We start from the raw sequence: 22488 nt of genomic DNA, 5'->3' as shown, positions 1-22488 counted from the left end.
TCGTGATAAACTATGAAAATAGTTATCTACCAGCGGTGAATAATAGAACGAGGTGACGATAGTTGAAGTCGATATTTCGGTGGCTGTTGCTTGGGTTATTTACACTCATGTGCATCTTCTTTCTGAGCAATATCCGTAATGCCTTCTTATCTACGAAGCCGGATCAGATCAGTATCGCAATAGGTCCAGATACGAGCATCCAGAAAATAAGTGAGCAGCTGCCTGGCAGTCAAGTTCTAAATGAAAAAGCAGGCTTATTGTCTGTTCCTTATGGCAAATCGTGGGACTATATCGGAAAGACAACGTCGATTAAAGGCATATTTCGTGCGACCGCTGTTCCACTGGAGCATCCCATTATTTCTTGGCGTTATTACGGCTTTTCGATTAAAGAGCAAATCAAAGGTTTCGCGCATGGTGATTTTGGCAAATTCCGCAATCCTTTCAATAGGAAAGAGGTTGCTGTTCTGGGGGAGCTCCCCAACATGCTTCTTCGCACATGCACTTATTTCATTCCTGGTTTACTGCTCGCGATTGCGATTAGTGTGCTATTTGCGATGACAGCATCCATGTTCCGCCGATTAGGCGCCTTGATGGATGGTACGCATGCCTTTCTTGTTGGCATGCCTGATTTTTTCTTAATTGTTCTCATCCAATTGGGGGCGGTCTATGCGACGAAGTATGTGGGGCACTTTGTGCTGCTTATTGTTCAAGTCGGCGATAAGACGCCGTTCCTCATCCCGTTTCTCACGATCGCGTTGATTCCCTCGGTCACCATTTACAGCACCATCCGCATCGCGATCGCGCGTGAGCTCGGACAGGAATATGTCGTTACCGCACTAGCCAAAGGGTTAACCCGTAGAGAGGTGCTCGTCTCTCACGTAATGCGAAATGTCATGGCTGATTTGCTGGCGATCTTGCCCAAAGCGACCACATTAGCACTTGCCAGTATGGCTGTTGCGGAAGCTATCTGCGGAATCTCCGGTTTGGGAGGCTTTATCGTCTCCCCAGCTTTACAGAGTGTCTCCTCCATGTCGGCTATCTGTATGACACTTGCGCTAGTGGCGATGGCTTTTCATATGTTCTACGCATTGCTGCGTAAGAAGTTTATCGTTCGGACAGGGGAGGCGGTTGGACGATGATGAAACGCTCATCAACTGCTTACTACTGTTCGATTGTACTCATCGTGCTCATCCTGCTTGTGATGATATTCGGCAACTGGCTGATGCCCCATGGGATTACACCGGATGATAAGATTAATATGATCCAATATCAAGAAGACGGTAAAACGAGATACAGCATCCCGCCATATGCGCCGAACAGCACCTTCCTGCTGGGCACCGATCATAGAGGCTTTGATGTGCTGAGTTTATTGCTGAACGGGTTGAAATATACACTGGGCACGGCGCTGGCGTTAACTTTGTTTCGCTTTGTTTTTGCCCTCCCATGGGGATTGTGGAGCGGGACCACGGGCAAAGGATGGGGCATTCTTCGCTCTATGCAGTGGGTCGTTTCCTCAATGCCTGCCTTTGTATTCTTGTTCCCGCCTTTAGCGGGCATGTACTTTGGGCTGCGGCTTGATCAGGGGCTGAAGGCAGACCCGCATTACCAGCTGCTGTTCGCGATTACTTTTGTTAGCCTAGTTACAATCATTGGGATATTCCCATTAGCCCATCAAGTGGCAGATCGGACACGTTATTATAATGAACGATTATTTATTGAAGCCTCTCGTTTGATGGGCGGTTCTTTCTTCCATCGAACGATGCGACATTTGGTTCCCTGTATGAGAAATGAGATGTTGTTCATCTTCCTTAGCGAGTTCATGCAAGTGCTCTTCTTGTTAGGGCAGTTGGCGGTATTTAATATTGTGCTTGGCGGGATTGAGACCATTGGTGATAGCGATGCTGGCTATTCCATTACCATCACAACATCGGGGGAATGGTTATCGCTAATCGCCTATGGCTCCAGATACATTCGACTGCATCCATGGATTATTCTGAGTGCAGGTACCAGCTTCGCAGGACTCTTTCTGGCGCTGCAGTTTTTCTTGAATCAGCTCAAACGCCGTTACGGCAGTGAGCGTCAATTCATGTGAATTAGAAAAAGGTCGGGGTTCCATCTTAAGGATGGGTCCGACCTTTTTCTATGTGAATTATCGTAATGAGCTGAGTTGAATGTCCAATCTAGCTGCTACGCCTGCGGGATTGGCATCACTACGAGGTCCGCCAAAGTTAAAAGCGATGATGACGATGTCATTACGGCCCTGTCTCAAAAACCGGCGTATGTTGAAAGTACGACCTGTGTTATAGAACGAAGGGGTGTTCTGTGGTGCATCATAGACCACCGGCACACCGTTGATGATGACAACGGCATAATTGTCGACCGACAAGAAGAGGGATGCGGCGAGAATGGATCTCCGCTGCGAGAGGGAGAATCGCGTCGAAATGACGGCATTCTCAGCACTCAGATTGCCGGAAAACCACACATAGTTGGCGTTAGTAACCGGTACCCATACTGGATTACGGGGGATAATCTGGGCGTTGAACCAAGAGTTATCGGTACCGATCGAGATGATACGCTGGCTCAGAAAGCGGCCTGCACCTAGTCTATTGTGTTTCTTCAGTTGAGCGTGGTACATCAGCATGGCTTTCGCTCTCGGCATCCCTGCACATCTGGGGAGTCTGACAATCTTAGTTGGTTTACCTGCGATACGTTGCTTCTTAATCATCTCACCATCTCCTATCAAAATATGAATATACTTGCATAATATTCTATGTTTGATAGTGAGATTTGCGAGGGTGAAAGCTGATAGAGTTCTAGAGAAATAGTCCCAAATTTTCAATTTTGGAATAAAAACGTAAATTAAATGTTACTATGACACATAATATGTGTTAAAATAATAAAAAAACATGAGGTGGATACCTAACATGGATGACAAAAATGACAAAACCAAAAGACTCTCTGTCTACTTGCCGGAGAAAGTAAAGTCGGATCTGGAGCAAATGGCTGACGAAACGGGTTTGTCCATGACACAGCTCATTGTGATGGCGACGCATGGCTTGCTAGCCAACTATTCCGCACAGGGCGGCGCTATTTTCGCTGACTTATTGGCAGCCAGGCAACGGATTCTCCACGAAGTGAAGGATAAGCATCAGCTTTTCAACGAGGAAAAAGTGAAAATGCAAGAATACTACGGCGCCCGAGCGGAAGAGTATGAACGGATTTACCATCGGGAGGACGCTGAGTTCCAACAAGAGCTTACACTTTTGGCTGAAATGATTAAGAAGCAGGTGGAAGGCCGTAACGTTCTAGAGGTAGCCTGCGGTACTGGGTATTGGACCGAAATTGCTGCGAAAACTGCAAAGCATATCGTAGGTGTTGATATTCGTCCTGAAGTGCTGCAAATTGCTAAGTCGAAGCCTTGGCCAGCTTCCAATGCAGCATTTGTTCTGGGGGATGCGTACCAGCTCTCCGAAGTGGCAGGGACATTCGACTTTGGTCTTGCCAACTTCTGGTTTTCACATATTCCGAAGAATCGGATCGAGTCATTTCTGCAGAGTTTTCACCAACGTCTAGGCTCGGGTGCTCGCGTCATAATCGCCGATAATGTTTACGTACCCGGAAGAGGCGGAGAGCTGATAACGAATGAACATAGTGAGGACACCTACAAAAGACGCGAGCTAGCTGACGGATCCATGCATGAAATTATTAAAAACTACTACTCGTATGAAGAACTGAACGACATTTTTAAGCCATTATCTCAACATTTGCGGATTTTTGTGGGAAGCAGCTTCTGGTATGTCAGCTACACTGTTGCTTAATCAGGATAGTTAAAATATCTTTTGACCGAGTCGCGGTAAACATTAGAAAAGCTTAGTCAAAGCTCTGCGGCTGCATTCTGACTAAGCTTTTTCCATATGATTATTTATTTTCTTGATTTTCATTTTGTCGCTTTTTCATGACGTTATTCACTAAGTTTTGAGTTGCGTCTTGCGTGGATGCAGTTACGTTTTCAATGGCATTCTGTACATAATTCGTTGCGGATTGAACCCCGTTTTTAAAGATACTCGTTTTGTTTACGTCAACGTTATTCGTATTGTCAGACATCGTTTATACCTCCAATGATACCGAAAGGTTATTCTGCAACCTGAAGTTGCAGTTCGTGCAACATTATCTCCTAGATGCAATATTGGAACTCTCGTTTGAATTACTTATTGATCTTATCGTCTTTCGTAGTCTCGTTTTACTCTTGCTCAGCATCCATCTCAGCGGCGGCATCGAAGACATTCTCTTTTGGTACCTGCGTTATATTTTCCTTCTGCTGCACCCAGTAACCGACGTTTCGGTACCAGTACTGAAATGAATCGTCCAATTGCTGTTCTCGGTTGCGATCCTCATTAACATCGGAGTCAACTTCTAACCCCTCTCTGAGAAATTCGTCATTACGATTCAGTTTTTGATTGATATCATCCGATGTATACACGTTGAATCTCCCTCCTTGTATCGATTAATCTGCATAGATAAGGACCAATTTATTCAAAATCCCTAATGCCCAGATGTGAATTTAAGGCCGAGAACGCCGACTAAGATCAGAATCATGAACAAAATCCTTGTTAAACTAATGGGTTCATCGAGAAAAAGGGTGCCGACTATAATCGCACCGACAGCACCAATTCCGGTCCAAGCCGCGTATGCCGTGCCGATGGGAAGAGTTTTCGTGGCTATCGCTAGAAAATAGAAACTTACAACCATCCCTGCGATCGTTACGCTGGAAGGAACTAAACGTGTAAAACCATTAGAGAATTTCAATGAGATCGCCCATACTACCTCAAATACACCTGCAATGACGAGATATAACCATGCCATGATGAATCACTCCTCTTGATTTTGTTATACGTACCTATTTAGTCGCAAAAAAAGGAAAAAGCCTGGAAGTGATATCGCTAAGCGATATGACTCCCGGGCTTTTTCCCCTCCGTGACCACAGCGTATTCGCTGTGTGTTTCCCCTTGGACCAGTCTGGCGATGAACGCCACGGAACCCTAGAAAACGACATGCCGTTATTATAGAACGCCTAACATGCGATGTCAAGTTACAAGAATTGGCATGCTGGGATATAGGAAATGCCTCCGAAATGAATAAAAGCCCTGAAAGCTGCTCTTTCGAGCGGGCTTGTCTGGGCTTTATTCATGAAGCGTACAAGATTACTTGGATTCAGCAGTTAATTGGTTGTAGATATCATCCCACAGAACACGTCTGGCTGATACATACCGCTTCGCATAATAAGATTGGCTAAGTTTGCTTTTCACTATACCTTCATCGGATGCAGAGTGAATGAATTCACCGTCTCCAAGATAGATACCAACGTGAGAAATACCTTTGCCGCCGCTTGTGTCAAAGAACACAAGATCACCTTTACGAAGATCTTTTTTGTCAATCCAGTAGCCTTCGTTATTTTGAGATGATGAGCTATGAGGAAGATCAATGCCGAATTTGTTGAAAACGTATGCGGTGAAACCAGAGCAATCAAAGCCCTTTGTGGTCGTTCCCGCCGTTCTGTACGGAATTCCTAGCAATCCGTCAACCGTTTCATCCAAAGTGGATTGTGCCGCTGACACGCTTCCTAAACCTACACTCAAAAACAAAACAAGACTAAAAACAAGAGCAACAATCTTTCTCAACTGCTTGTCTCCTTCCGGTGCCTACGAGGTTAGCTGGAGGGTTCGGTTGAAGGTTCCCTATGATCCCTGTCTTGCAAGATCAATTCACCCGGGTAGTGGTTCCCCCGTTTCCCCAAGAAATGAGGAATTCGGCATGAAATATTTGGTTTTTTTGATGCTAGTCCTTGTAATTCGTCATAAACATCGAAATTCCTCCTTTTCTATGCACCTTTTAATTAAAATATGCTAGTTTGATAGGGAAAAAGACAAAAAAAAGCCCCTTTTGCAAGGGGAAGAAGAAAATGTGCTAATTTTAGCTTGTTAATAGGCTATTAGCCGTTCATTTTGGCAGATAGAAGCTGATATTGGGAAGTTATAGCCCACATTTGAAAGAAAATGTGGAATAGTGGGAAGAGCTGATAAATGATTAGCGCTACCAGACCTGCCCATATGTATGTTGCAGTGACAGTGACCCCTGCCAATAGTCCCGAGGCGAGCAGGAGGATAAGCGCAAGCCCGATAATAGGAAGCAAACTGCGAACGAATGTGATGACGGTGGACAAAATGCCAAGTTTGGCAGCAATCGCGAACTGCACGTACATAAAGAGAAGATGTAAGAGAAAGCCATAGACGAGCATGCCCAGAAACCAAGGCAGCAATTGGAGGGCTGCTTGCTCATAAGATGTCGTATGTGCGAATTGTTTTTGCGCTTTGGGAAACAGCCATATGAGCGGCAGCAAAGAGAGAGAAATTCGGACGACATATATGATTAGGAATGGGAGCATGAGCTCCTTGATGCCTCGGAAAAAGCGATAGCCGGCATTTTGCTGCGAATGGGTCAGCGAATAGTAGACGCCGCTATTCAACATTGGGGTGAGCACCATGCGAATAACAAGTAGAGCAGCCAGCCACCAGAGGTAGGAATGGCTAAGATCGGTTTTGACCAGTTGGAACTGTCCTTCAGCTAGAAATAGCTGCAGCGCTTGCTTCGGCTGCTCGCCACCCGGATAGCGGTGCATGAGAGGGACGAGAACACCCTGTACAAGCTTATACAGTAGGATGCCCCAGCCCATCTGATACAGGAACAAGACGATCGTGGCGAAAGGTTGCCGTAAAGCCGCCCTGAAGCCAGACTTGATATAAGTTGCCACAGTTGTCCCTCCTAAGAGTTTTGCTTTAGCAAAACTGGCATCGAAAGCATAATCTGAGTTTTCCGTATGGAAAACTTACTTCGTAAGCATGTACATTGAGTTTTGCTTTAGCCGCTTACCAGGCGACCCAGCCGAATATGGCTTGCAGGAATTGAATGAGACCGAGATTCCAGCGAATTTTCCACTTGGTATCCACTTGCGTTTGCATGAAATTATTAATGTGTTTATTTTCCAACACGAGCGAGTAATTAGGATCAATTCGAACCCAGTCTACTGGAGTCTTGTGGGTAAGTTTGAATTCGATGCTGCTTTCTTTGCCATCCCATGTTTTATCCAGTACGGTGCCATCAGAGAAATGGAACTGGATCGGCACCTCTGGCGAATTGCCGCCTTTTTTGGAGATGAGAACGGTACTTTCGTAGGACTCAGCCCCTTTGGTTCCCACGGATTTGACGCGAATGCTCTCAACGGTGTAATCCATCATCATGGCGCCATATACATATTGATTGAAGAAGTCATCCCACTTCGCTTTGGTCACTTCTTCCACAACGTTCTGGAAGTCCTTCGTAGAAGGGTGTTTAAATTCCCAACGCAGGAAATAAGTACGCATAATTTTGTCCATCGTTTTGGTGCCAACTTGCTTCTCAATGGCTTTAAGTACGAGCTTACCCCGTGTGTACACATTCTCTGCGTATTGATCATGCCCCGCATAGGCCCACGAATTCTGCTTCAGGGTGTGTGGAGATGTAATAAAGCTTGACTCGACAGGTAAATTAGGGGACACCCCATACTCTGCTTCCATGACTTTATCCTCTGCATAGGAGGTAAAGCCCTCATCCAGCCAAGCTTCTTCGAATTCATTGCTAGCTACGAGTCCATAGAAGAATTGATGTCCAATCTCATGAACAACGACGCGCTCTAACTCTAAATCAGGTTTCTTGTCGCTAGCATCCCACGACGTTACCAAAGTCGGATATTCCATACCGCCCACACCATTGCCTCCTGGGGGAGGTACGACAATCGAAAGGGTGGAATAAGGATACGGTCCGTACCATTGGCTGTAGCGGGAAAGCGCCTTTTTGGCAGCGTACATATAACGGTCCTTCAAGTCCTGATGATTGGGATCGAGGTAGAGCTTGATCTTGACCCCGGGTATTTGTGCGGTCGAGTAGGGTTCTTCCACATAAACGAAATGAGGCGATGCCGACCAAGCGAAATCATGCACGTCATCGGCATAAAATTGGTACGTCTTCATCCCGTTGTCGGTCACAGCAGGCTTAACCGGGAAACCAGTAGCCGCTACGATGTAGTTCGCTGGCACTTGGATTTTCACGTCATACATCCCGAAATCGGCATAAAATTCTGAATTTCCATGGTACTGGTGGAGATTCCACCCCGGCTCGGTACGTCCTCTTGTGCCAACACGCTCATAGGCAGCAACTTTAGGGAACCACTGTCCGGCCATGACGAAGTCATCCACATAGCCCATTCTTGCGAAGGCGGCAGGCAGCTTGACGAGGAATTCCGTCTTGATTGTGACTTGCTCCCCAGCCCCAACTGGTTTAGGCAGCGGGATTTTGAGCAGCGTATGATCGTCCTTGTTGCCGTCATCGGGCTGCACGAACGCCATGCGCATACTGAGATCCTCGCCGTCAACCGTTTTCACAGACAGCAACTGCATACTGCCGCTGCTGTCTGCCTTGGCTTCATCTTCACGCAGCTTACCGCCGGATTCACGCATAAACGTCGTTTTCTTTGATGCAAATGCATTGGGATAAAGATGAAGGTAAAGCTCTTGTACAGGAACGGTTCCCGGATTTTCCCAAGTCAACGTTTGCTGCCCATTGAGCTGCCTTGTTTCGGGCGTGTAAGAAACGTTCATGTGATACTCCGCAATTCGATAGCTAAGCGCAGTTGGTGCTTGCTTCTCTAATGGCTTGCCGCTATCTGCAGGCTGCATGTCCGGCGCAGGAGCAGACTTTTCATCCTTAGAGACAACTGGAACGGCCCATTTACTTGCAGATGGGAGCAAATTTTCAGACAGCAGGACAGCGCCTGCTGCAAGGAGCATGACAACGAACCATTGAACCTTGCGGTTTTTGAATAGAACACTCATGATATCCACCCCGCCTAAACAAGCATCTACAGCATGTATATGTAGACAACCTAGGGAATATTTCTGAGCTTGGAAAAGAATTGTTAGAAGGAGGGGAACGAAGTGGCTAAACAAGAAGTCGATAAGGTATTCTACTAGAGGGCAATAACTTGGTTGGGGAGATAAATTGGCCCGGAGGCGGACCGCAGAATGGGGCTGATTCGGCTTTTTCCACAATGATGAGGTTCGATGACTCGGGATTGTGGCGATTGGATGCTTTTATAGATGAAAGACCAGTAGGCAGTATCACGGTGGAAGCGAAGTAGTAAAAGACAGTTACGAGAACCGTCCCCACACTAACATCAACCAGCCCTTGTTCTAGAGGATGACTTTAGCTACAATGAGAGCAAAGCGTCATTTTAACATTACGAAGACTGGAAGGTGCCCTCATGGAAGCGGATAAAAAGAAGCTGGCCTTAAATATAGTAAGTTCCAAAGTGAACCATAAAGGATTCGGTGCCGGAGCGATCGACTTAAGCAACGTGTCTGGTATCATTATTGATGGAGATGAAGCTTACCTAGACGAAGGTACACTTCATGCCAAAAGTAAGATCGAAAAAGGCATCAAATTCTCAACGAACAAAGAAGACGTGCCAAACGGGCGTAAAGCTTGGATCGTTTGGGTAGCAGTAGACCGTACCGAAGAAGGAGCCTACTACGCTGGAATGACCGCTTGCGAAATGTTAATTGATACCGAAGCGCGCAAAGGGTGGAAAATTCTAGCTGAGCACGTGAACAAGATGGATGCTGCTATGAAGCGTAAATTCATCTTCGACGGCTTGGATGACAAGGAGCGGGCGCTGCTCAAAAATCAGCTGATCGGGCACAACGAGGAATGGTGGAATCGCTCGGATCAAGCATTGAAAGATGCACTTTCCTAAGCGACCAAACGCACAAATCGAGATTATGAACATTATGTGTCATCCATTGTTACGTTTGGGTGAACCGAGTATACTAGACCCTAGTGTATGTTACCTCATATACTAGGACAGCAAAAAGGCAGACTAAGACGCGCTTAGTTCTGCCTTTTTGTGTTGTCTGGAAACTGGCGGATCAGTCGTTCCACCAACGTTTGAGATCATTCCACCATGAGCCGTTTTGACCTTTTGGCGTGTCCTTTTTGTCATCGTTCGAAGCTGGCTTCGCGGGTTTGCCTGTGCAGTACGTTGTCGGCTCCGTGCCAACCAGGAAAGCCTCCATATGTGAGTTCGGACAGTCCTCATTGGACAGCTTGCCGCTCACCGGATCAATATAGACACTGGCTACCCCCTCAGGAATCGGGAACAGCTTAGGCGGTATCGCCTCTAACGTTTGTTCCGTGAACTCTGCGAAAATGGGAGAAGCTAAATGAGACTCCACCGTGGAAATATCTCTACTTTTGTCATAGCCGACCCATACGGCGGTTGCGAGCTCCGGTGTGAAGCCTACCAGCCACGCATCGGTGTCGGTCGTTCCCGTTTTGCCGGCGATTGGACGCTTAATCGTACTGGCTACGCGGTTGCCGGTTCCGCCTTCTTCGAACACGCTCTCCATCAGATTCGTCATCACATAGGCGACAGCCGGATCAAGTACAGGCTCCGCTTTCGGGGTCGCTTCATATAAAATTTGGCCGTTCGCATCCTCGATACGCACAATCGCTGTTGTCTCCTGATGAACGCCTTGATTCGCAATCGTACCGAACGCTGACGCCATTTCGAGAGGACTTACTGGGAAGGACCCCAGAGCCAGTGAGGGCAGCGGCTTCATCGGAGAGGCAATGCCCAGCTTGCGGGCCAGATCGATAACCTTTGCAGGACCGACATCCAGAATCGTATGCACTGCATAAATGTTGTCCGACTTGGAAATCGCCTGCCGCATATCAATATTCGCATTCGCATACTGATCGTTGAAGTTTCTGGGTGTGTACCTTTGACGGCCTTCATCGTAAGTGAACACCGTCGGCTCACTTTTTACCTGCGTGACAGGTGTATAGCCATTTTGCAGAGCGACCATATAAACAATTGGTTTAAAAGAGGACCCCGGCTGTCTTGTATTCGAGAGTGCACGATTGAACTGATTCTCCGAATAGTCGCGACCGCCGACCATCGCTTTAATTTCACCTGTTCTCGGGTCAATTGCAACAAGTGCGGCTTGCAGTTCCGCTTTACCCGTTAGCTGCTTGGTAATAACACTTTCAGCGATCTGCTGTGCATTTTTATCAAGAGTCGTGTAAATGCGAATGCCGCCTTCATCGAACTGCTCCTCTGGTATGCCCAACTTTTCCGTTGCCAGTGTTCGTACATAATCACGGAAGTAGGGGGCTGCGGCGGGCTTCTTCTTCGTAAGCGGCTGAATCGTCAGCTTCTCTTTGCCTGCGGCGTCAGCGGCGCTTTGTGTAATGAAGCCACCGCGCACCATCGTCTGGAGCACCACCTTTTGCCGATCCATCGCATTCTTCAGATCATAATACGGCGAGTAGTAGCGAGGCCCTTTAGGGACACCAGCGATCATCGCGCTTTCCGCCAACGTCAATTCACTGGCATGCTTGCCGAAGAAAAGCTCGGAAGCCGTTTCAATCCCATACGTCGAATGACCGTAATAGATCTGATTCAAATAGTTTGTCAGAATTTCATCCTTCGTCAACTGCATTTCCATTTGGATAGCAAACACGGTTTCCTTGATTTTACGCGACCAAGTCCGGTCATGATTTAAATATAAATTCCGAGCTAATTGCTGAGTGATCGTGCCTGCGCCTTGCACCTTAGCCATAGCTTGTACATTGACAACAGCTGCTCTGGCAACGGCCTTCACATCTACACCGAAATGATCATAGAAATGCTGATCCTCCACAGCGAGCGTTGCTTTAATGAGATAAGGCGATATTTCGCTTAGTGAGACGACTTGGCGATTTTGCCCGGAATAGAAGGTGTCGATCAGTTCGCCATGTGTATCGTACATTTGAGAGGTTTGCAGCATTTTGGTGACGGGCAATGTTTGAGCGCGTAAATAAACGAAAAAGCCGGCCGCAAGGATGAGCAAAACAATGCAGGAAGTGAATAGGAATGAGAACATTTTCTTGATACGACGCATCCAGCGCATAGACGCAGGTACCTCTTTATCCCTGGGTGCTTGTGGTGTGCCTGTGGATGGCTGACGTTGGTTCTCGTTCTCGGACATCTCTTCTACCTCCTTTCTCCATACCCTAAGGCATTACTATCCAGTATGGAAAAGCATGGCAGTCCGTATTCAACGAATTGTAAATATTTTTTGTTAAATGTTCAAAAACCCTAGGAAAATATTGCATTTTGGGGGTAATGAACTATAATACAATTTGTGCGTTTGATAAAAGTTGAGTGTGTAACTTAACTTACTTCGCATCAACCTTGATAAACGCACACGTCCAAATGGACGGTGTAATCCGTTATCCTTGGTATGAAGGGACTGGAAATTACAGTGCCGCTTCGCATGACTTTTCCAATTGGTGGAACACTGTTAGAGATAACGAATGTCAGGATTTATTCATCCAAATATAGCAGCGAAAGAAGGTATGAACATGGAACTGTGGTACACAGAGAAACAAACAGATAGCTTCGGAATTACAGCAAAAGTAAAAGAGACATACGTTAGAGAACAAACGGACTTCCAAGACCTTTCAATGATCGAAACCGAAGAGTGGGGAACCATGCTTACCCTGGACGGTATGGTTATGACAACGGTCAGAGACGAATTCGTCTATCATGAAATGGTTGCGCACCCTGCGCTTGTTACCCACCCGAACCCAGAGTACGTGCTTGTAGTAGGCGGCGGCGACGGCGGAGTAATCCGTGAAATCATGAAGCACCCAAAAGTGAAAAAGGCTGTTCTAGTTGATATCGACGGTAAAGTGATCGAGTACTCCAAAAAGTACCTGCCAACCATTGCTGGCGAACTGGACAACCCGCGTGTAGAAGTTATTGTTAACGATGGCTACATGCACATTCACGATCACAAAAACACCTATGACGTTATCATGGTCGATTCCACTGAACCAGTTGGTCCAGCTGTTGAGCTGTTCTCCAAGGGCTTCTACCAAGGTATCTTTGATGCGTTAAAAGAAGACGGAATCTTCGTTGCACAAACGGATAACCCTTGGTTCAAAGCAGACCTGATCCAAACGGTTAACCGTGATGTCAAAGAAATCTTCCCAATCGTACGTGTGTACAGCGCGAACATTCCTACGTACCCAAGCGGTCTCTGGACCTTCACAATGGGCAGCAAAAAGCACGATCCACTGCAAGTTGAAGAAGCAGCAATCCCAGAATTTCCGACCAAGTACTACACACCACGCCTGCATAGAGCGGCTTTCGTACTTCCTAAATTTGTTGAAGATTTGATTAAATAATGGATGGAACCGCCGGTTGTTTCTGTGCTTGTCATGGGAACTCTGGCGGTTTTTGTTTTGGCTACAGAGATAACAGTCTTCGTTTTCGTACCCGGCTTCCTGGTATTTCAAACTCTAAATGACACCGTCGCACGCATTTGGCAGTCTGGTATTTCAACTTACACTGTCACCGTCGCACGAACCTCGTCTGTCTAATATTCCCAACGTTCACTGTCAGTTGCGCACCCGTTATCTGTATTCCCAGCTCTACGCCCCTGGCTTGACCCCTTAGCCAATTTACCTGCATTTTGTGCATCAAATTCGTTCAGAAATCCTTTTTTCTGCCATTTAGCTGCAAAAAGTACATCAAATTTCAGTGAAACTGGCCCAAAACACAAAAATGGCCAAAATTTGATGTAGGAATGCATGTTCGCATATAAATTCCAATCTTTTTATCAGAAAAGCCTGCACAAACTACATCTAAATTCATTCACTCAGGACCTATGTGTGTCCTAATTCCCCAAACTTACACAGAAACCGACACGACGATAACCCGGCAATGCACGCTGATCTCCCGTAATACATTGAATTTAGCGAACCTTTCATATAAACTAATACCTAACTTGCCTTATCTGACATAAGGTGCAAACAGGTATTGCAGAATAGGAGAATGACGGACCATGACGGCTAAGCAGCGCGTGCGGATCCGAATTGAGAGTCGAAGCGGGAGTGAGACTACCGTGCAGAAGGCGCGGGGGGATCTTTATCGTAAAGGCAATCACACGTACATCCGCTATGAGGAAGAGCCGAACGAACTTGGACGTACGGTGACGCTGATCAAATTGGAAGACAATCAAATACGCATCGTCCGACAAGGAGATGTGCAAGCGGAGCAAACATTTCTGCCTGGCGAGAAGCGGATCGGCTTTTATCAAACGCCTCAAGGCAGATTGGAACTCGAAATCGAGACACATGAGCTGACTTCGGAGGCCGTGCATGGCATTGGTATCACAAGGTGGAGCTATGATTTATATGCATCAGGCACTCATGCGGGAACATACAGGATCAAGTTGTTAATTCAGGAGGAGTAAGACGAATGGATGTACTAAACGAAGTTAAAGCCATAGTTAAACAAGCCATAATAGAAGCAGTTACAGCTGCAGGTATCGTGGACGCGGCGCAAATACCGGAGATTATTCTTGAGGTTCCGAAAGAGAAGACGCACGGGGATTTCGCAACGAATATCGCGATGCAGCTAACCCGAATTGCTAAGCAGAACCCAAGACAAATTGCTGAGCAAATTATTGCTAACCTGCAAAAGGATAAAGCCAATATCGCAGAAGCGGAAATTGCGGGGCCTGGTTTTATTAATTTTAAGATGAACAAAGTGTACCTATACCCGGTTATTGAAAATGTTCAAAACATGGGTGATCGGTACGGTGCGACGAACGTCGGTCAAGGCCTTAAAGTGCAAGTGGAATTCGTAAGCGCCAATCCAACGGGTTCTTTGCACTTGGGACATGCTCGTGGAGCGGCAGTGGGCGATGTGCTGTGTAACGTACTCGATCTGGCTGGGTACGACGTATCCCGAGAGTACTACATCAATGATGCTGGGAATCAGGTAATTAATTTGGCCAAATCCATCGAAGCCCGCTATTTGCAGGCGCTCGGACAAGAAGCAGAGATGCCGGAAGACGGGTACTTCGGTGAGGATATCAAAGGCTTTGCAGCTGATCTTGCTGCGGAAGAAGGGGATCGCCTCCTCAGCTTGCCAGAAGATGAGCGTCGTGCTTATTTCCGTACCTATGGGCTCAAAAAAGAACTCGACAAAATCAAACGCGATTTGGGTCGCTTTGGTGTTCATTTCGATAATTGGTTCTCCGAGACGTCGATTTATGAAGATAACCTCATTCCACCCGTTCTCCAAGAGCTGCGGGATAATGGACACATATATGAAGAAGAAGGCGCAACTTGGTTAAACACGACACCACTGGGTGACGACAAGAATCGCGTTCTGATTAAGAATGACGGGTCCTTTACTTACCTTACTCCCGATATTGCCTACCATCGCAATAAATTTGGGCGCGGCTTTGAGCGTTTGATTAATATTTGGGGCGCGGATCACCATGGCTACATTCCACGGATGAAAGCAGCTATGACGGCGCTTGGTTTTGAATCGGATCGACTCGTTGTGTTAATTGCTCAAATGGTGAGCCTTTTCCAAAATGGGGAAAAGGTGAAAATGTCCAAACGGACTGGCAAAGCCGTCACGATGGAAGATCTCATGGACGAAGTCGGTGTTGACCCGATTCGTTATTTCTTTGCGATGCGCAGCATGGACTCGCATCTGGACTTTGACATGGACTTAGCGGTTTCTCAATCCAATGAGAACCCTGTATTCTATGTGCAGTACGCACATGCGCGGATTTGTAGCATCTTCCGTCAGGCGGAAGAGCAGAACATCCAGGTGCTGCCGCTGGAGCAGGTAGACCTTAGCCAACTTACGTCGGAAGCTGAGTTCGACTTGCTGCGCAAGATGGGCGAGCTTCCGGAGGAAATCGTCATTGCGGCCGACCAATATGCGCCGCATCGGCTTATCCGCTATGTCTATGAACTGGCAAGCCAGTTCCATAGCTATTACAGAGGCCACTATGTCATCACGGATGACGCGGCCTTGACCCAGGCACGCCTTGCCTTGCTCGGCGCGCTGCGCATTACCTTAGCCAACACGCTTCGCATGGTTGGCGTATCCGCCCCAGAGCGGATGTAGCATCCGCTCCACAAAACCGAAGGGACGATCCCCATGTCTACGCAGACATGGGAGATCGTCCCTTTTTTTGTTAATGCCAGACGTATAAGTTTGGTGAATGGCAACTTGTGTTTCAGCTACTTTAACGAACTTTCGCATAATGATGACGTTATCCTGCCATGTTAGAGTGTGATGACTTTACAGTGTAAGGAACCCTAGTGCATTTTTCCAATTTGTTGTTTTAAATCCTGGGATGCGAGAGGAGCTGTTGTAAAACGTACAACAATTTCCCTCTTATTTTCGCTCTAAGTAGAGAAATGTTGTATTTTGTGCAACAATCGCAGGAATTACGTAGATTGAGGTGACTAAAGTTGTACTATGTACAACTTTACATCATCTGAGTGAATTCGCCGGTGGGTTTACTTCACTCTCTGCGCTTCGCAGTTGCCCTGCAACAGTCTCAGCCCTGCCGCGCCGCTCGGATCGCACGCCGGGCGTTCAAATGCCCGGGCTTCCAGCGATTGCTCTCTCGCTTGTTAAGACCAATCGCGCAGCGCCGCAGCGCGCTTTTAATCTGCAGCGGCGACAGCGGCTTGATCGATAACATCAAGGCGATGACGCCGCTGACATGGGCAGTGGCCATCGAAGTGCCACTTAGTTCGTTATATTTGCCGTTAAGCCAGGACGAGTAGACCCGTTCGCCTGGTGCGTAGATATCAATTTGCTTCCCGCGGTTGCTGAAGGGAGCGATTTTGCCTAACCGGGTTGTGGCTCCAACGGAAACGACCTGGGGGAAGCGGGCGGGGTAATCGACCGATTTCTTTTTGCCGTCATTGCCGGATGAAGCCACGATAACTTTCCCTCGGTAATACGCGTTCAAGACAGCTTGCTCGAGTGAACGGTTGTATGACTTCATACCGAAGCTCATATTGATAATATCGAGGTCGTTATGAACACACCAATCGATGCCGGCAATAATGTCCGAGACATAGGCGCTTCCAGCGTGGTCAAATGCTTTTACCGGATGAACGATGGCTCGTGGAGCAACACCGACAATCCCTGAATTACGTCCAGCTGCCGCGATAGTACCGGCGATATGCGTGCCATGTCCATTATCATCATAGGGCAGCATACTGCGGTTTAACAAATTGATGCCCCGTGATATCGAATTGTGTAAGTCAGGATGATTGTAATCGATTCCGGTATCGATGACCCCGATCCGAATATTCTGACCTACCGATTTGTTCCAGACTTCAGGCGCGCCTACTTGATCGATTCCCCAAGGTATCGTGTGAGTGCCCGATAAGGCGCTTGATCGTCTGGAGGTGGTTTTGTTGCCCATCGCTTGGTGAACGGATATCTTGGTATCCTCTACGATGTTCAGTACACCGGAGATACCTCTGAGCTTAGTATCGGGACGAAGCGTGCAGGAGAAGGCGTGAATGATACTTAGATCGCGGACCTTCGAGAGGTTTGCGAACTGAGACTTCATTTGTTTCAGCGCTGATTTGCATGCGTAGTAGTCCCTAGTCGATGAGAAATGGATGATATGCTTCTTGTCAGAACGCTTGGTGAGACCGATTTCCTCATGAAGCAAATGAAGAAAGGTGGCTATATCCATCGTGCCATCCCCCCATGACAGCTTAGAATCGAATCTCCCCTATCTTATGTACAGGTCACCCCGTATGACCGTGTTCTCGCCTCTATAGAAATAAATGGGTGCGAAGCCGTGTCAGATGCGTAGGTTTTACATAGGATAAATAGAGAGGCGCGGGCAGGAGTGTCTCTTTCTCAGGTAGTGGAACGGCTGTGATTCATTCACACCGCTTCCTTAGGATACAGTCGCAAGCGGAGGGGGACCTTCGCTTGTATTCATTTCAGAGGGAACGCTTTCTTCCCTGTGAAGGGGTACATAAGGCATCTGGCACGAAAGGTTTGAAAGTATAAATTTTATACGCTTGCTCCGCATCAACCTTGACAAATATGCTCGTCCTCAGGACGACGAAAATAGTTTATCCATGGGATAGTTGCATTTTTAGAAAAAATAGGTTTTACTTAATGAAGATATTGGATAAGGTAGATAGAAGAACTGAAGATGACGATCACGATCGAAAAGGATGTGCCTTAGATGAGTAGCGAATACACACTCAAAATCACCACAGAGCAAGCACGCGAAATGCCCATGGTGGATTTGGCGTTTGAATTACTGAAGTCGGCGAATACGCCGTTTTATTATCGTGACCTGATGGCTGAAATTGCTAAAATAAAAGGGCTGTCCGAGCAGCATGTTATGCAAGTGATTGCCCAACTATATACGGAAATTAATATCGATGGACGTTTTGCTTGCGTGGGTACGAACCTATGGGGTTTGAAACGCTGGTATCCTGTCGAGAAATCAGACGATGCGGTTGGTAACGCGAAGCGTCCAAGAATCATTAACGACGAAGATGACGATCTGGATGAAGACATCTACGCGGAGGAAGAAGATACATACGCAGAAGAAGATGAGTACGATACATTTGGTACCGAAACCGAAGAGGAAGAGGCGGAAGAGGATACTGAATTCTTCGAAGATGAAGAGATCGAAGAGGATCTTGGCGAAGCGGGTATTGAAGAATCAGACGAAGATAGTGAAGACGATTTAGATGAGGATTCCGATGAGGATGACGAAGAAGACGATTTGGATGACGACGCTGACGACGACAAATAACTTGTCTTGACAGTCCCTATCTGTTCAGAGTAAACTATTGCATGGGCTTTAAAAGAATCTTAACAATTCGCTCAAGCGTTCAAAAGTGCCCCGTCACTACGGGTGTCACTTTTTTTGTTTTTTTTAGGTGTTTTTTTGTATTTTTTCACTTTATTTTCATGAAAACCCCTAATTAGCAGAAGCTAATGCTTACAAAGTCATTTTTCTGGCAAAAGATAAGCTTATGCCTTACGACGTAAGTTTCTTATATTTCAAACCATACTAAAACTCTAGGAGGCGTACATAGTGACAAAATACATTTTCGTTACGGGAGGCGTAGTTTCATCCCTTGGCAAAGGAATTACAGCAGCGTCCTTAGGGAGATTGCTCAAAAACAGAGGTTTGAAAGTGACTATTCAAAAGTTTGACCCTTACATTAACGTGGATCCGGGAACGATGAGTCCTTACCAGCACGGTGAAGTGTTCGTAACCGACGATGGGGCAGAAACGGATCTGGACTTAGGTCATTATGAGCGTTTTATTGATATTAATCTTTCCAAAAGTTCCAACGTAACCTCAGGTAAAGTATACTCCTCCGTCATTACCAAAGAGCGCAGAGGCGAATATCTGGGTGGTACAGTACAAGTGATCCCACACATTACGAACGAAATCAAAGAACGTGTGATTCGCGCTGGCCGTGAAGCTGGGTCTGATGTTGTCATTACCGAAATTGGTGGTACGGTAGGAGATATCGAAAGCTTGCCGTTCCTGGAAGCTATTCGTCAAATGAAAAATGATATCGGCCGCGAGAATGTCATGTATATTCACGTTACGCTGATTCCTTATATCAAAGCAGCTGGCGAAGTGAAGACGAAACCTACGCAGCACAGTGTAAAAGAACTGCGCGGGCTAGGGATTCAACCTCACGTTATCGTTTGCCGTACGGAACATTCCCTAACGGAAGATATGAAGCGTAAGTTAGCTTTATTCTGTGATATCGATCCTGCAGCTGTCATTGAGTGTAAGGATGCAGAGACCTTATACGAAGTTCCGATGATGCTTCGCGAGCAAGGGCTTGACGATTATGTTGTCAATCACCTGAAACTACGTACGAACGAGCCGGATATGAAGGAATGGGAAAGCCTTGTTCGTAAAGTGAAGTCATTGACGAAGAAGACGGAGATTGCGATCGTAGGGAAATACGTTGCGCTGCATGACGCTTACTTAAGTATTGTTGAAGCACTAGGCCATGCCGGCATCGATAATGACTCCGAAATTAATATTCGTTGGGTGAATGCAGAAGAAATTTTTGAGCATAACGTCCATCAGCTTCTTTCAGGTGTTCAAGGTATTCTTGTGCCTGGTGGATTCGGTGATCGTGGTATTGAAGGTAAGGTGGAAGCGATCCGCTATGCCCGTGAAAAAGAAATTCCATTCTTCGGTATTTGTTTGGGGATGCAAGTTGCTGTTATTGAATATGCGCGTTCCGTTACAGGCTTGGATGGTGCCAACAGCTCCGAGATTAATCCTACAACGGCTTACCCGGTCATCGATCTATTGCCAGAGCAGAAGGATATCGAGAATTTAGGCGGTACCATGCGTCTTGGTTTATATCCTTGTAAAGTTGCTCCAGGCTCACTTGCGGAGCAGTGCTACAATGATGAGCTCATCTATGAGAGACATCGTCACCGGTATGAATTTAACAATGAATACCGCGAGTTGATTGAATCTGCTGGTTTGCGCATTTCCGGTACATCACCGGACGGTCGATTGGTTGAGATGGTCGAGCTTCCTGGTCACCCTTGGTTCCTAGCTGTTCAATTCCATCCGGAATTTACTTCGCGTCCGAATCGTCCGCAGCCGCTTTTCCGTGAATTCGTGAAAGCCGCTCAGTTGATCGCTCGTTAATTCTTGCTATAACGGTTGTCCCTCCAGATAACCAACTTATTTGTAAAACTTTTCAATTAGTTTTGTCCCTCAGAAGGAAAACGAAAATGAATAGCGAATACCTTTAGAAACATAAACGTGGGAATTTGTTATTCGTTTTCGGGAGGGAAATAGACTGATGAAGAAAAAGGTATTGATTGTCGACGATCAAAATGGAATTCGCGTACTGCTCATGGAGGTATTCAGTAACGAAGGGTACGATACCTATCAAGCTTCAAATGGCAAGTTGGCCTTGGAGATCGTGAAAAATTCTTCGCCTGATCTTATACTACTGGATATGAAAATTCCTGGTATGGATGGTTTGGATATTTTGAAACATGTTAAAGCCATTGATGCATCGATCAAAGTCATTATGATGACAGCGTATGGCGAGCTCGATATGATTAAAGAAGCAACGGATTTGGGTGCGATTATGCACTTTACGAAGCCCTTTGATATTGATGAATTACGTATGGCGGTTAATATGCAGCTTAATAATGAATCAAGCAGCGGTTTTGCAGTGGGATCCTAGTCATAGGGTCTTTTTTGTTGCCGAAAAAACGAGGGCTTGGTTATCATTTGAAAAGTTATGTGCTATAATAACTCAGGTATGACAAAGAGCGGTATGCGCATCTACTATAGGTTCTAGGAGGAAGAGAAACATGGCATTGGTTTCAATGAATGAATTTTTACCTAAAGCAAAAGCGAACAAATTCGCGGTGGGTCAATTTAATATGAACAACCTTGAATTCGCTCAAGCGATTGTGGAAGCTGCAATCGAATTAAAATCCCCGTTCATTTATGGTGTTAGCGAAGGCGCACTGAAGTATATGGGTATTGAGTTTACAGTAGCAATTGCTGAAGCTGCAGCTAAAAAATCCGGTCTGCCGATTGCTCTACACTTAGATCATGGCAGTTCCTTTGAAGTAGCAATGAAATGTATCCGTGCAGGATTCAGCTCCGTTATGTTCGATGGTTCCCACTATTCTTTCGAAGAAAACATTCGTTTGACGAAAGAAGTCGTAAAAGCAGCTCGTGCAATGGGCGTATCCGTTGAGGGTGAGCTTGGAACAATTGGCGGGGTGGAGGATGACATCTCTGTTGATGAAGAGCACGCTAACCTTGCAAAACCAGAAGAAGCAATCCGTTTCTACGAAGAAACAGGTGTTGACTGTCTGGCTATCGCTGTAGGTACTGCACATGGTATGTACGCAGGCGAGCCTAACATTCACTTTGATATTATCGAAGCAGTTTCCAAAGCGATTCCAGTTCCTGTTGTTCTTCACGGTGGATCCGGCGTTCCTGACGAAATGATTCGTAAATCAATCGCAGCAGGCGTTGGCAAAATCAACGTTAACACAGAGAATCAAGTGGCATGCACAGAAAGCATCCGCGCGGCTCTGAATAAAGATGCTAAAATTTATGATCCTCGTAAATATCTCACCCCGGCTCGTAATGCTATGATCGAAGTAGTAAAATCCAAAATTCAATTGTTCGGAAGCAGCAACCAAGCTTAATTCCAATTGTATAGTCAGGGTAGGAAATGCAGTAAGGCACAGACGAAGGATAGACGAAAGAATGTCGTCCGTCTGTGTCATTACGTGCGTTTCCTTCTTCTATTTTTTTGCGCTTATGTTCTCAAGAGAACCTAGCTATTTTTGTTTATGAAGATTCGCTTTTTTTATATGGATTTATAAGGAATTATTAATTTTATACGCTCGTTCGCTTGATTTTTGACGATCGCTAGTCTTAAAGGACGCGGTGGAGTCGAATATCTTTGGGGTTGGGTAGGTTGTATTTGGTTGCTTCGATTTACTGCTTT

At 46.3% G+C, this 22488-nt stretch carries 22 protein-coding genes and 2 riboswitches; of the genes, 12 read left to right on the top strand and 10 right to left on the bottom strand.

Annotated features, from left to right (window positions below):
• Positions 1 to 62 precede the first annotated feature (62 nt).
• The gene (locus NYR53_RS32660) at positions 63 to 1139 is read left to right on the top strand and encodes an ABC transporter permease subunit (protein WP_261303115.1); all 1077 of its coding nucleotides are present in this window, start codon (positions 63 to 65) and stop codon (positions 1137 to 1139) included.
• A complete protein-coding gene (locus NYR53_RS32655; RefSeq protein WP_261303114.1) occupies positions 1136 to 2092 on the top strand; it encodes a hypothetical protein in 957 nt (318 codons plus the stop codon). The genes NYR53_RS32660 and NYR53_RS32655 overlap by 4 nt, the downstream gene beginning before the upstream one ends.
• Before the next feature lie 57 nt (positions 2093 to 2149).
• Here NYR53_RS32655 and NYR53_RS32650 read toward each other — a convergent pair whose 3' ends face one another.
• Positions 2150 to 2725, bottom strand: coding sequence for a hypothetical protein (locus NYR53_RS32650; protein ID WP_261303113.1), 576 nt, complete (start codon positions 2723 to 2725; stop codon positions 2150 to 2152).
• A gap of 199 nt (positions 2726 to 2924) precedes the next feature.
• Here NYR53_RS32650 and NYR53_RS32645 point away from each other — a divergent pair, with 199 nt between their 5' ends.
• The gene (locus tag NYR53_RS32645) at positions 2925 to 3818 is read left to right on the top strand and encodes a class I SAM-dependent methyltransferase (RefSeq protein WP_261303112.1); all 894 of its coding nucleotides are present in this window, start codon (positions 2925 to 2927) and stop codon (positions 3816 to 3818) included.
• 100 nt (positions 3819 to 3918) lie between these two features.
• Here NYR53_RS32645 and NYR53_RS32640 read toward each other — a convergent pair whose 3' ends face one another.
• The 6 genes from NYR53_RS32640 to NYR53_RS32615 all read right to left on the bottom strand — a co-directional run bounded on the left by NYR53_RS32640 (position 3919) and on the right by NYR53_RS32615 (position 8924).
• Positions 3919 to 4104: a hypothetical protein gene (locus NYR53_RS32640; protein ID WP_261303111.1), complete on the bottom strand. Its 186-nt coding sequence runs from the start codon at positions 4102 to 4104 to the stop codon at positions 3919 to 3921.
• A 136-nt stretch (positions 4105 to 4240) separates the two neighbouring features.
• Positions 4241 to 4480, bottom strand: a complete 240-nt coding sequence (locus NYR53_RS32635; protein ID WP_261303110.1) for a hypothetical protein — start codon at positions 4478 to 4480, stop codon at positions 4241 to 4243.
• A gap of 62 nt (positions 4481 to 4542) precedes the next feature.
• On the bottom strand, positions 4543 to 4863 hold the full coding sequence (sugE, locus tag NYR53_RS32630; RefSeq protein WP_261303109.1) for a quaternary ammonium compound efflux SMR transporter SugE: 321 nt from the start codon (positions 4861 to 4863) through the stop codon (positions 4543 to 4545).
• 88 nt (positions 4864 to 4951) lie between these two features.
• Positions 4952 to 5054: riboswitch (guanidine-I (ykkC/yxkD leader) on the bottom strand.
• A gap of 147 nt (positions 5055 to 5201) precedes the next feature.
• Entirely contained in the window at positions 5202 to 5678 is a 477-nt protein-coding gene (locus tag NYR53_RS32625; RefSeq protein ID WP_261303108.1) for a C40 family peptidase, read from the bottom strand.
• 3 nt (positions 5679 to 5681) lie between these two features.
• Positions 5682 to 5822, bottom strand: a riboswitch (cyclic di-AMP (ydaO/yuaA leader).
• A gap of 167 nt (positions 5823 to 5989) precedes the next feature.
• Positions 5990 to 6808, bottom strand: coding sequence for a hypothetical protein (locus NYR53_RS32620; RefSeq protein WP_261303107.1), 819 nt, complete (start codon positions 6806 to 6808; stop codon positions 5990 to 5992).
• A gap of 115 nt (positions 6809 to 6923) precedes the next feature.
• Positions 6924 to 8924 carry a M1 family metallopeptidase gene (locus NYR53_RS32615; protein ID WP_261303106.1) on the bottom strand — a complete coding sequence of 667 codons (2001 nt, stop codon included), beginning with the start codon at positions 8922 to 8924 and terminating at the stop codon, positions 6924 to 6926.
• 149 nt (positions 8925 to 9073) lie between these two features.
• On the opposite strand from NYR53_RS32615, the gene NYR53_RS32610 reads away from it, so the two are divergent.
• Together NYR53_RS32610 and NYR53_RS32605 are read left to right on the top strand one after the other, a co-directional pair.
• On the top strand, positions 9074 to 9229 hold the full coding sequence (locus tag NYR53_RS32610; RefSeq protein WP_261303105.1) for a hypothetical protein: 156 nt from the start codon (positions 9074 to 9076) through the stop codon (positions 9227 to 9229).
• Positions 9230 to 9352: 123 nt separating this feature from the next.
• Positions 9353 to 9844 carry a YwhD family protein gene (locus tag NYR53_RS32605; RefSeq protein WP_261303104.1) on the top strand — a complete coding sequence of 164 codons (492 nt, stop codon included), beginning with the start codon at positions 9353 to 9355 and terminating at the stop codon, positions 9842 to 9844.
• A gap of 172 nt (positions 9845 to 10016) precedes the next feature.
• Here NYR53_RS32605 and NYR53_RS32600 read toward each other — a convergent pair whose 3' ends face one another.
• Positions 10017 to 12119, bottom strand: a complete 2103-nt coding sequence (locus NYR53_RS32600; RefSeq protein ID WP_437180112.1) for a transglycosylase domain-containing protein — start codon at positions 12117 to 12119, stop codon at positions 10017 to 10019.
• A gap of 376 nt (positions 12120 to 12495) precedes the next feature.
• Between NYR53_RS32600 and speE the strand changes: the two genes are divergently transcribed.
• Positions 12496 to 13323 (top strand): polyamine aminopropyltransferase, encoded by an 828-nt coding sequence (speE, locus tag NYR53_RS32595; RefSeq protein ID WP_029197206.1) that lies wholly within the window; start codon positions 12496 to 12498, stop codon positions 13321 to 13323.
• Positions 13324 to 13514: 191 nt separating this feature from the next.
• Here the strand turns inward: speE and NYR53_RS32590 are convergent, their stop codons facing one another.
• On the bottom strand, positions 13515 to 13730 hold the full coding sequence (locus NYR53_RS32590; protein ID WP_261303103.1) for a hypothetical protein: 216 nt from the start codon (positions 13728 to 13730) through the stop codon (positions 13515 to 13517).
• A gap of 252 nt (positions 13731 to 13982) precedes the next feature.
• Between NYR53_RS32590 and NYR53_RS32585 the strand changes: the two genes are divergently transcribed.
• A complete protein-coding gene (locus tag NYR53_RS32585; protein WP_047682791.1) occupies positions 13983 to 14393 on the top strand; it encodes a YwiB family protein in 411 nt (136 codons plus the stop codon).
• A gap of 5 nt (positions 14394 to 14398) precedes the next feature.
• Positions 14399 to 16072 (top strand): arginine--tRNA ligase, encoded by a 1674-nt coding sequence (gene argS / locus NYR53_RS32580; RefSeq protein WP_261303102.1) that lies wholly within the window; start codon positions 14399 to 14401, stop codon positions 16070 to 16072.
• 439 nt (positions 16073 to 16511) lie between these two features.
• Here the strand turns inward: argS and NYR53_RS32575 are convergent, their stop codons facing one another.
• Positions 16512 to 17672, bottom strand: coding sequence for a S8 family peptidase (locus NYR53_RS32575; protein WP_261303101.1), 1161 nt, complete (start codon positions 17670 to 17672; stop codon positions 16512 to 16514).
• A 507-nt stretch (positions 17673 to 18179) separates the two neighbouring features.
• Here NYR53_RS32575 and rpoE point away from each other — a divergent pair.
• From rpoE to fba, 4 genes are all read left to right on the top strand, one after another.
• Positions 18180 to 18761 (top strand): DNA-directed RNA polymerase subunit delta, encoded by a 582-nt coding sequence (gene rpoE / locus NYR53_RS32570; RefSeq protein WP_261303100.1) that lies wholly within the window; start codon positions 18180 to 18182, stop codon positions 18759 to 18761.
• Positions 18762 to 19046: 285 nt separating this feature from the next.
• A complete protein-coding gene (pyrG, locus tag NYR53_RS32565; protein ID WP_261303099.1) occupies positions 19047 to 20648 on the top strand; it encodes a CTP synthase in 1602 nt (533 codons plus the stop codon).
• A 157-nt stretch (positions 20649 to 20805) separates the two neighbouring features.
• The gene (locus NYR53_RS32560) at positions 20806 to 21198 is read left to right on the top strand and encodes a response regulator (protein ID WP_029197213.1); all 393 of its coding nucleotides are present in this window, start codon (positions 20806 to 20808) and stop codon (positions 21196 to 21198) included.
• A gap of 130 nt (positions 21199 to 21328) precedes the next feature.
• Positions 21329 to 22183 (top strand): class II fructose-1,6-bisphosphate aldolase, encoded by an 855-nt coding sequence (gene fba / locus NYR53_RS32555; RefSeq protein WP_029197214.1) that lies wholly within the window; start codon positions 21329 to 21331, stop codon positions 22181 to 22183.
• Positions 22184 to 22488 lie beyond the last annotated feature (305 nt).

This window comes from Paenibacillus andongensis, assembly GCF_025369935.1.
GTDB lineage: Bacteria > Bacillota > Bacilli > Paenibacillales > NBRC-103111 > Paenibacillus_E > Paenibacillus_E andongensis.
Note: the sequence above shows the minus strand (reverse complement) of the source record. Positions and strands in the feature narration are given on the sequence as shown.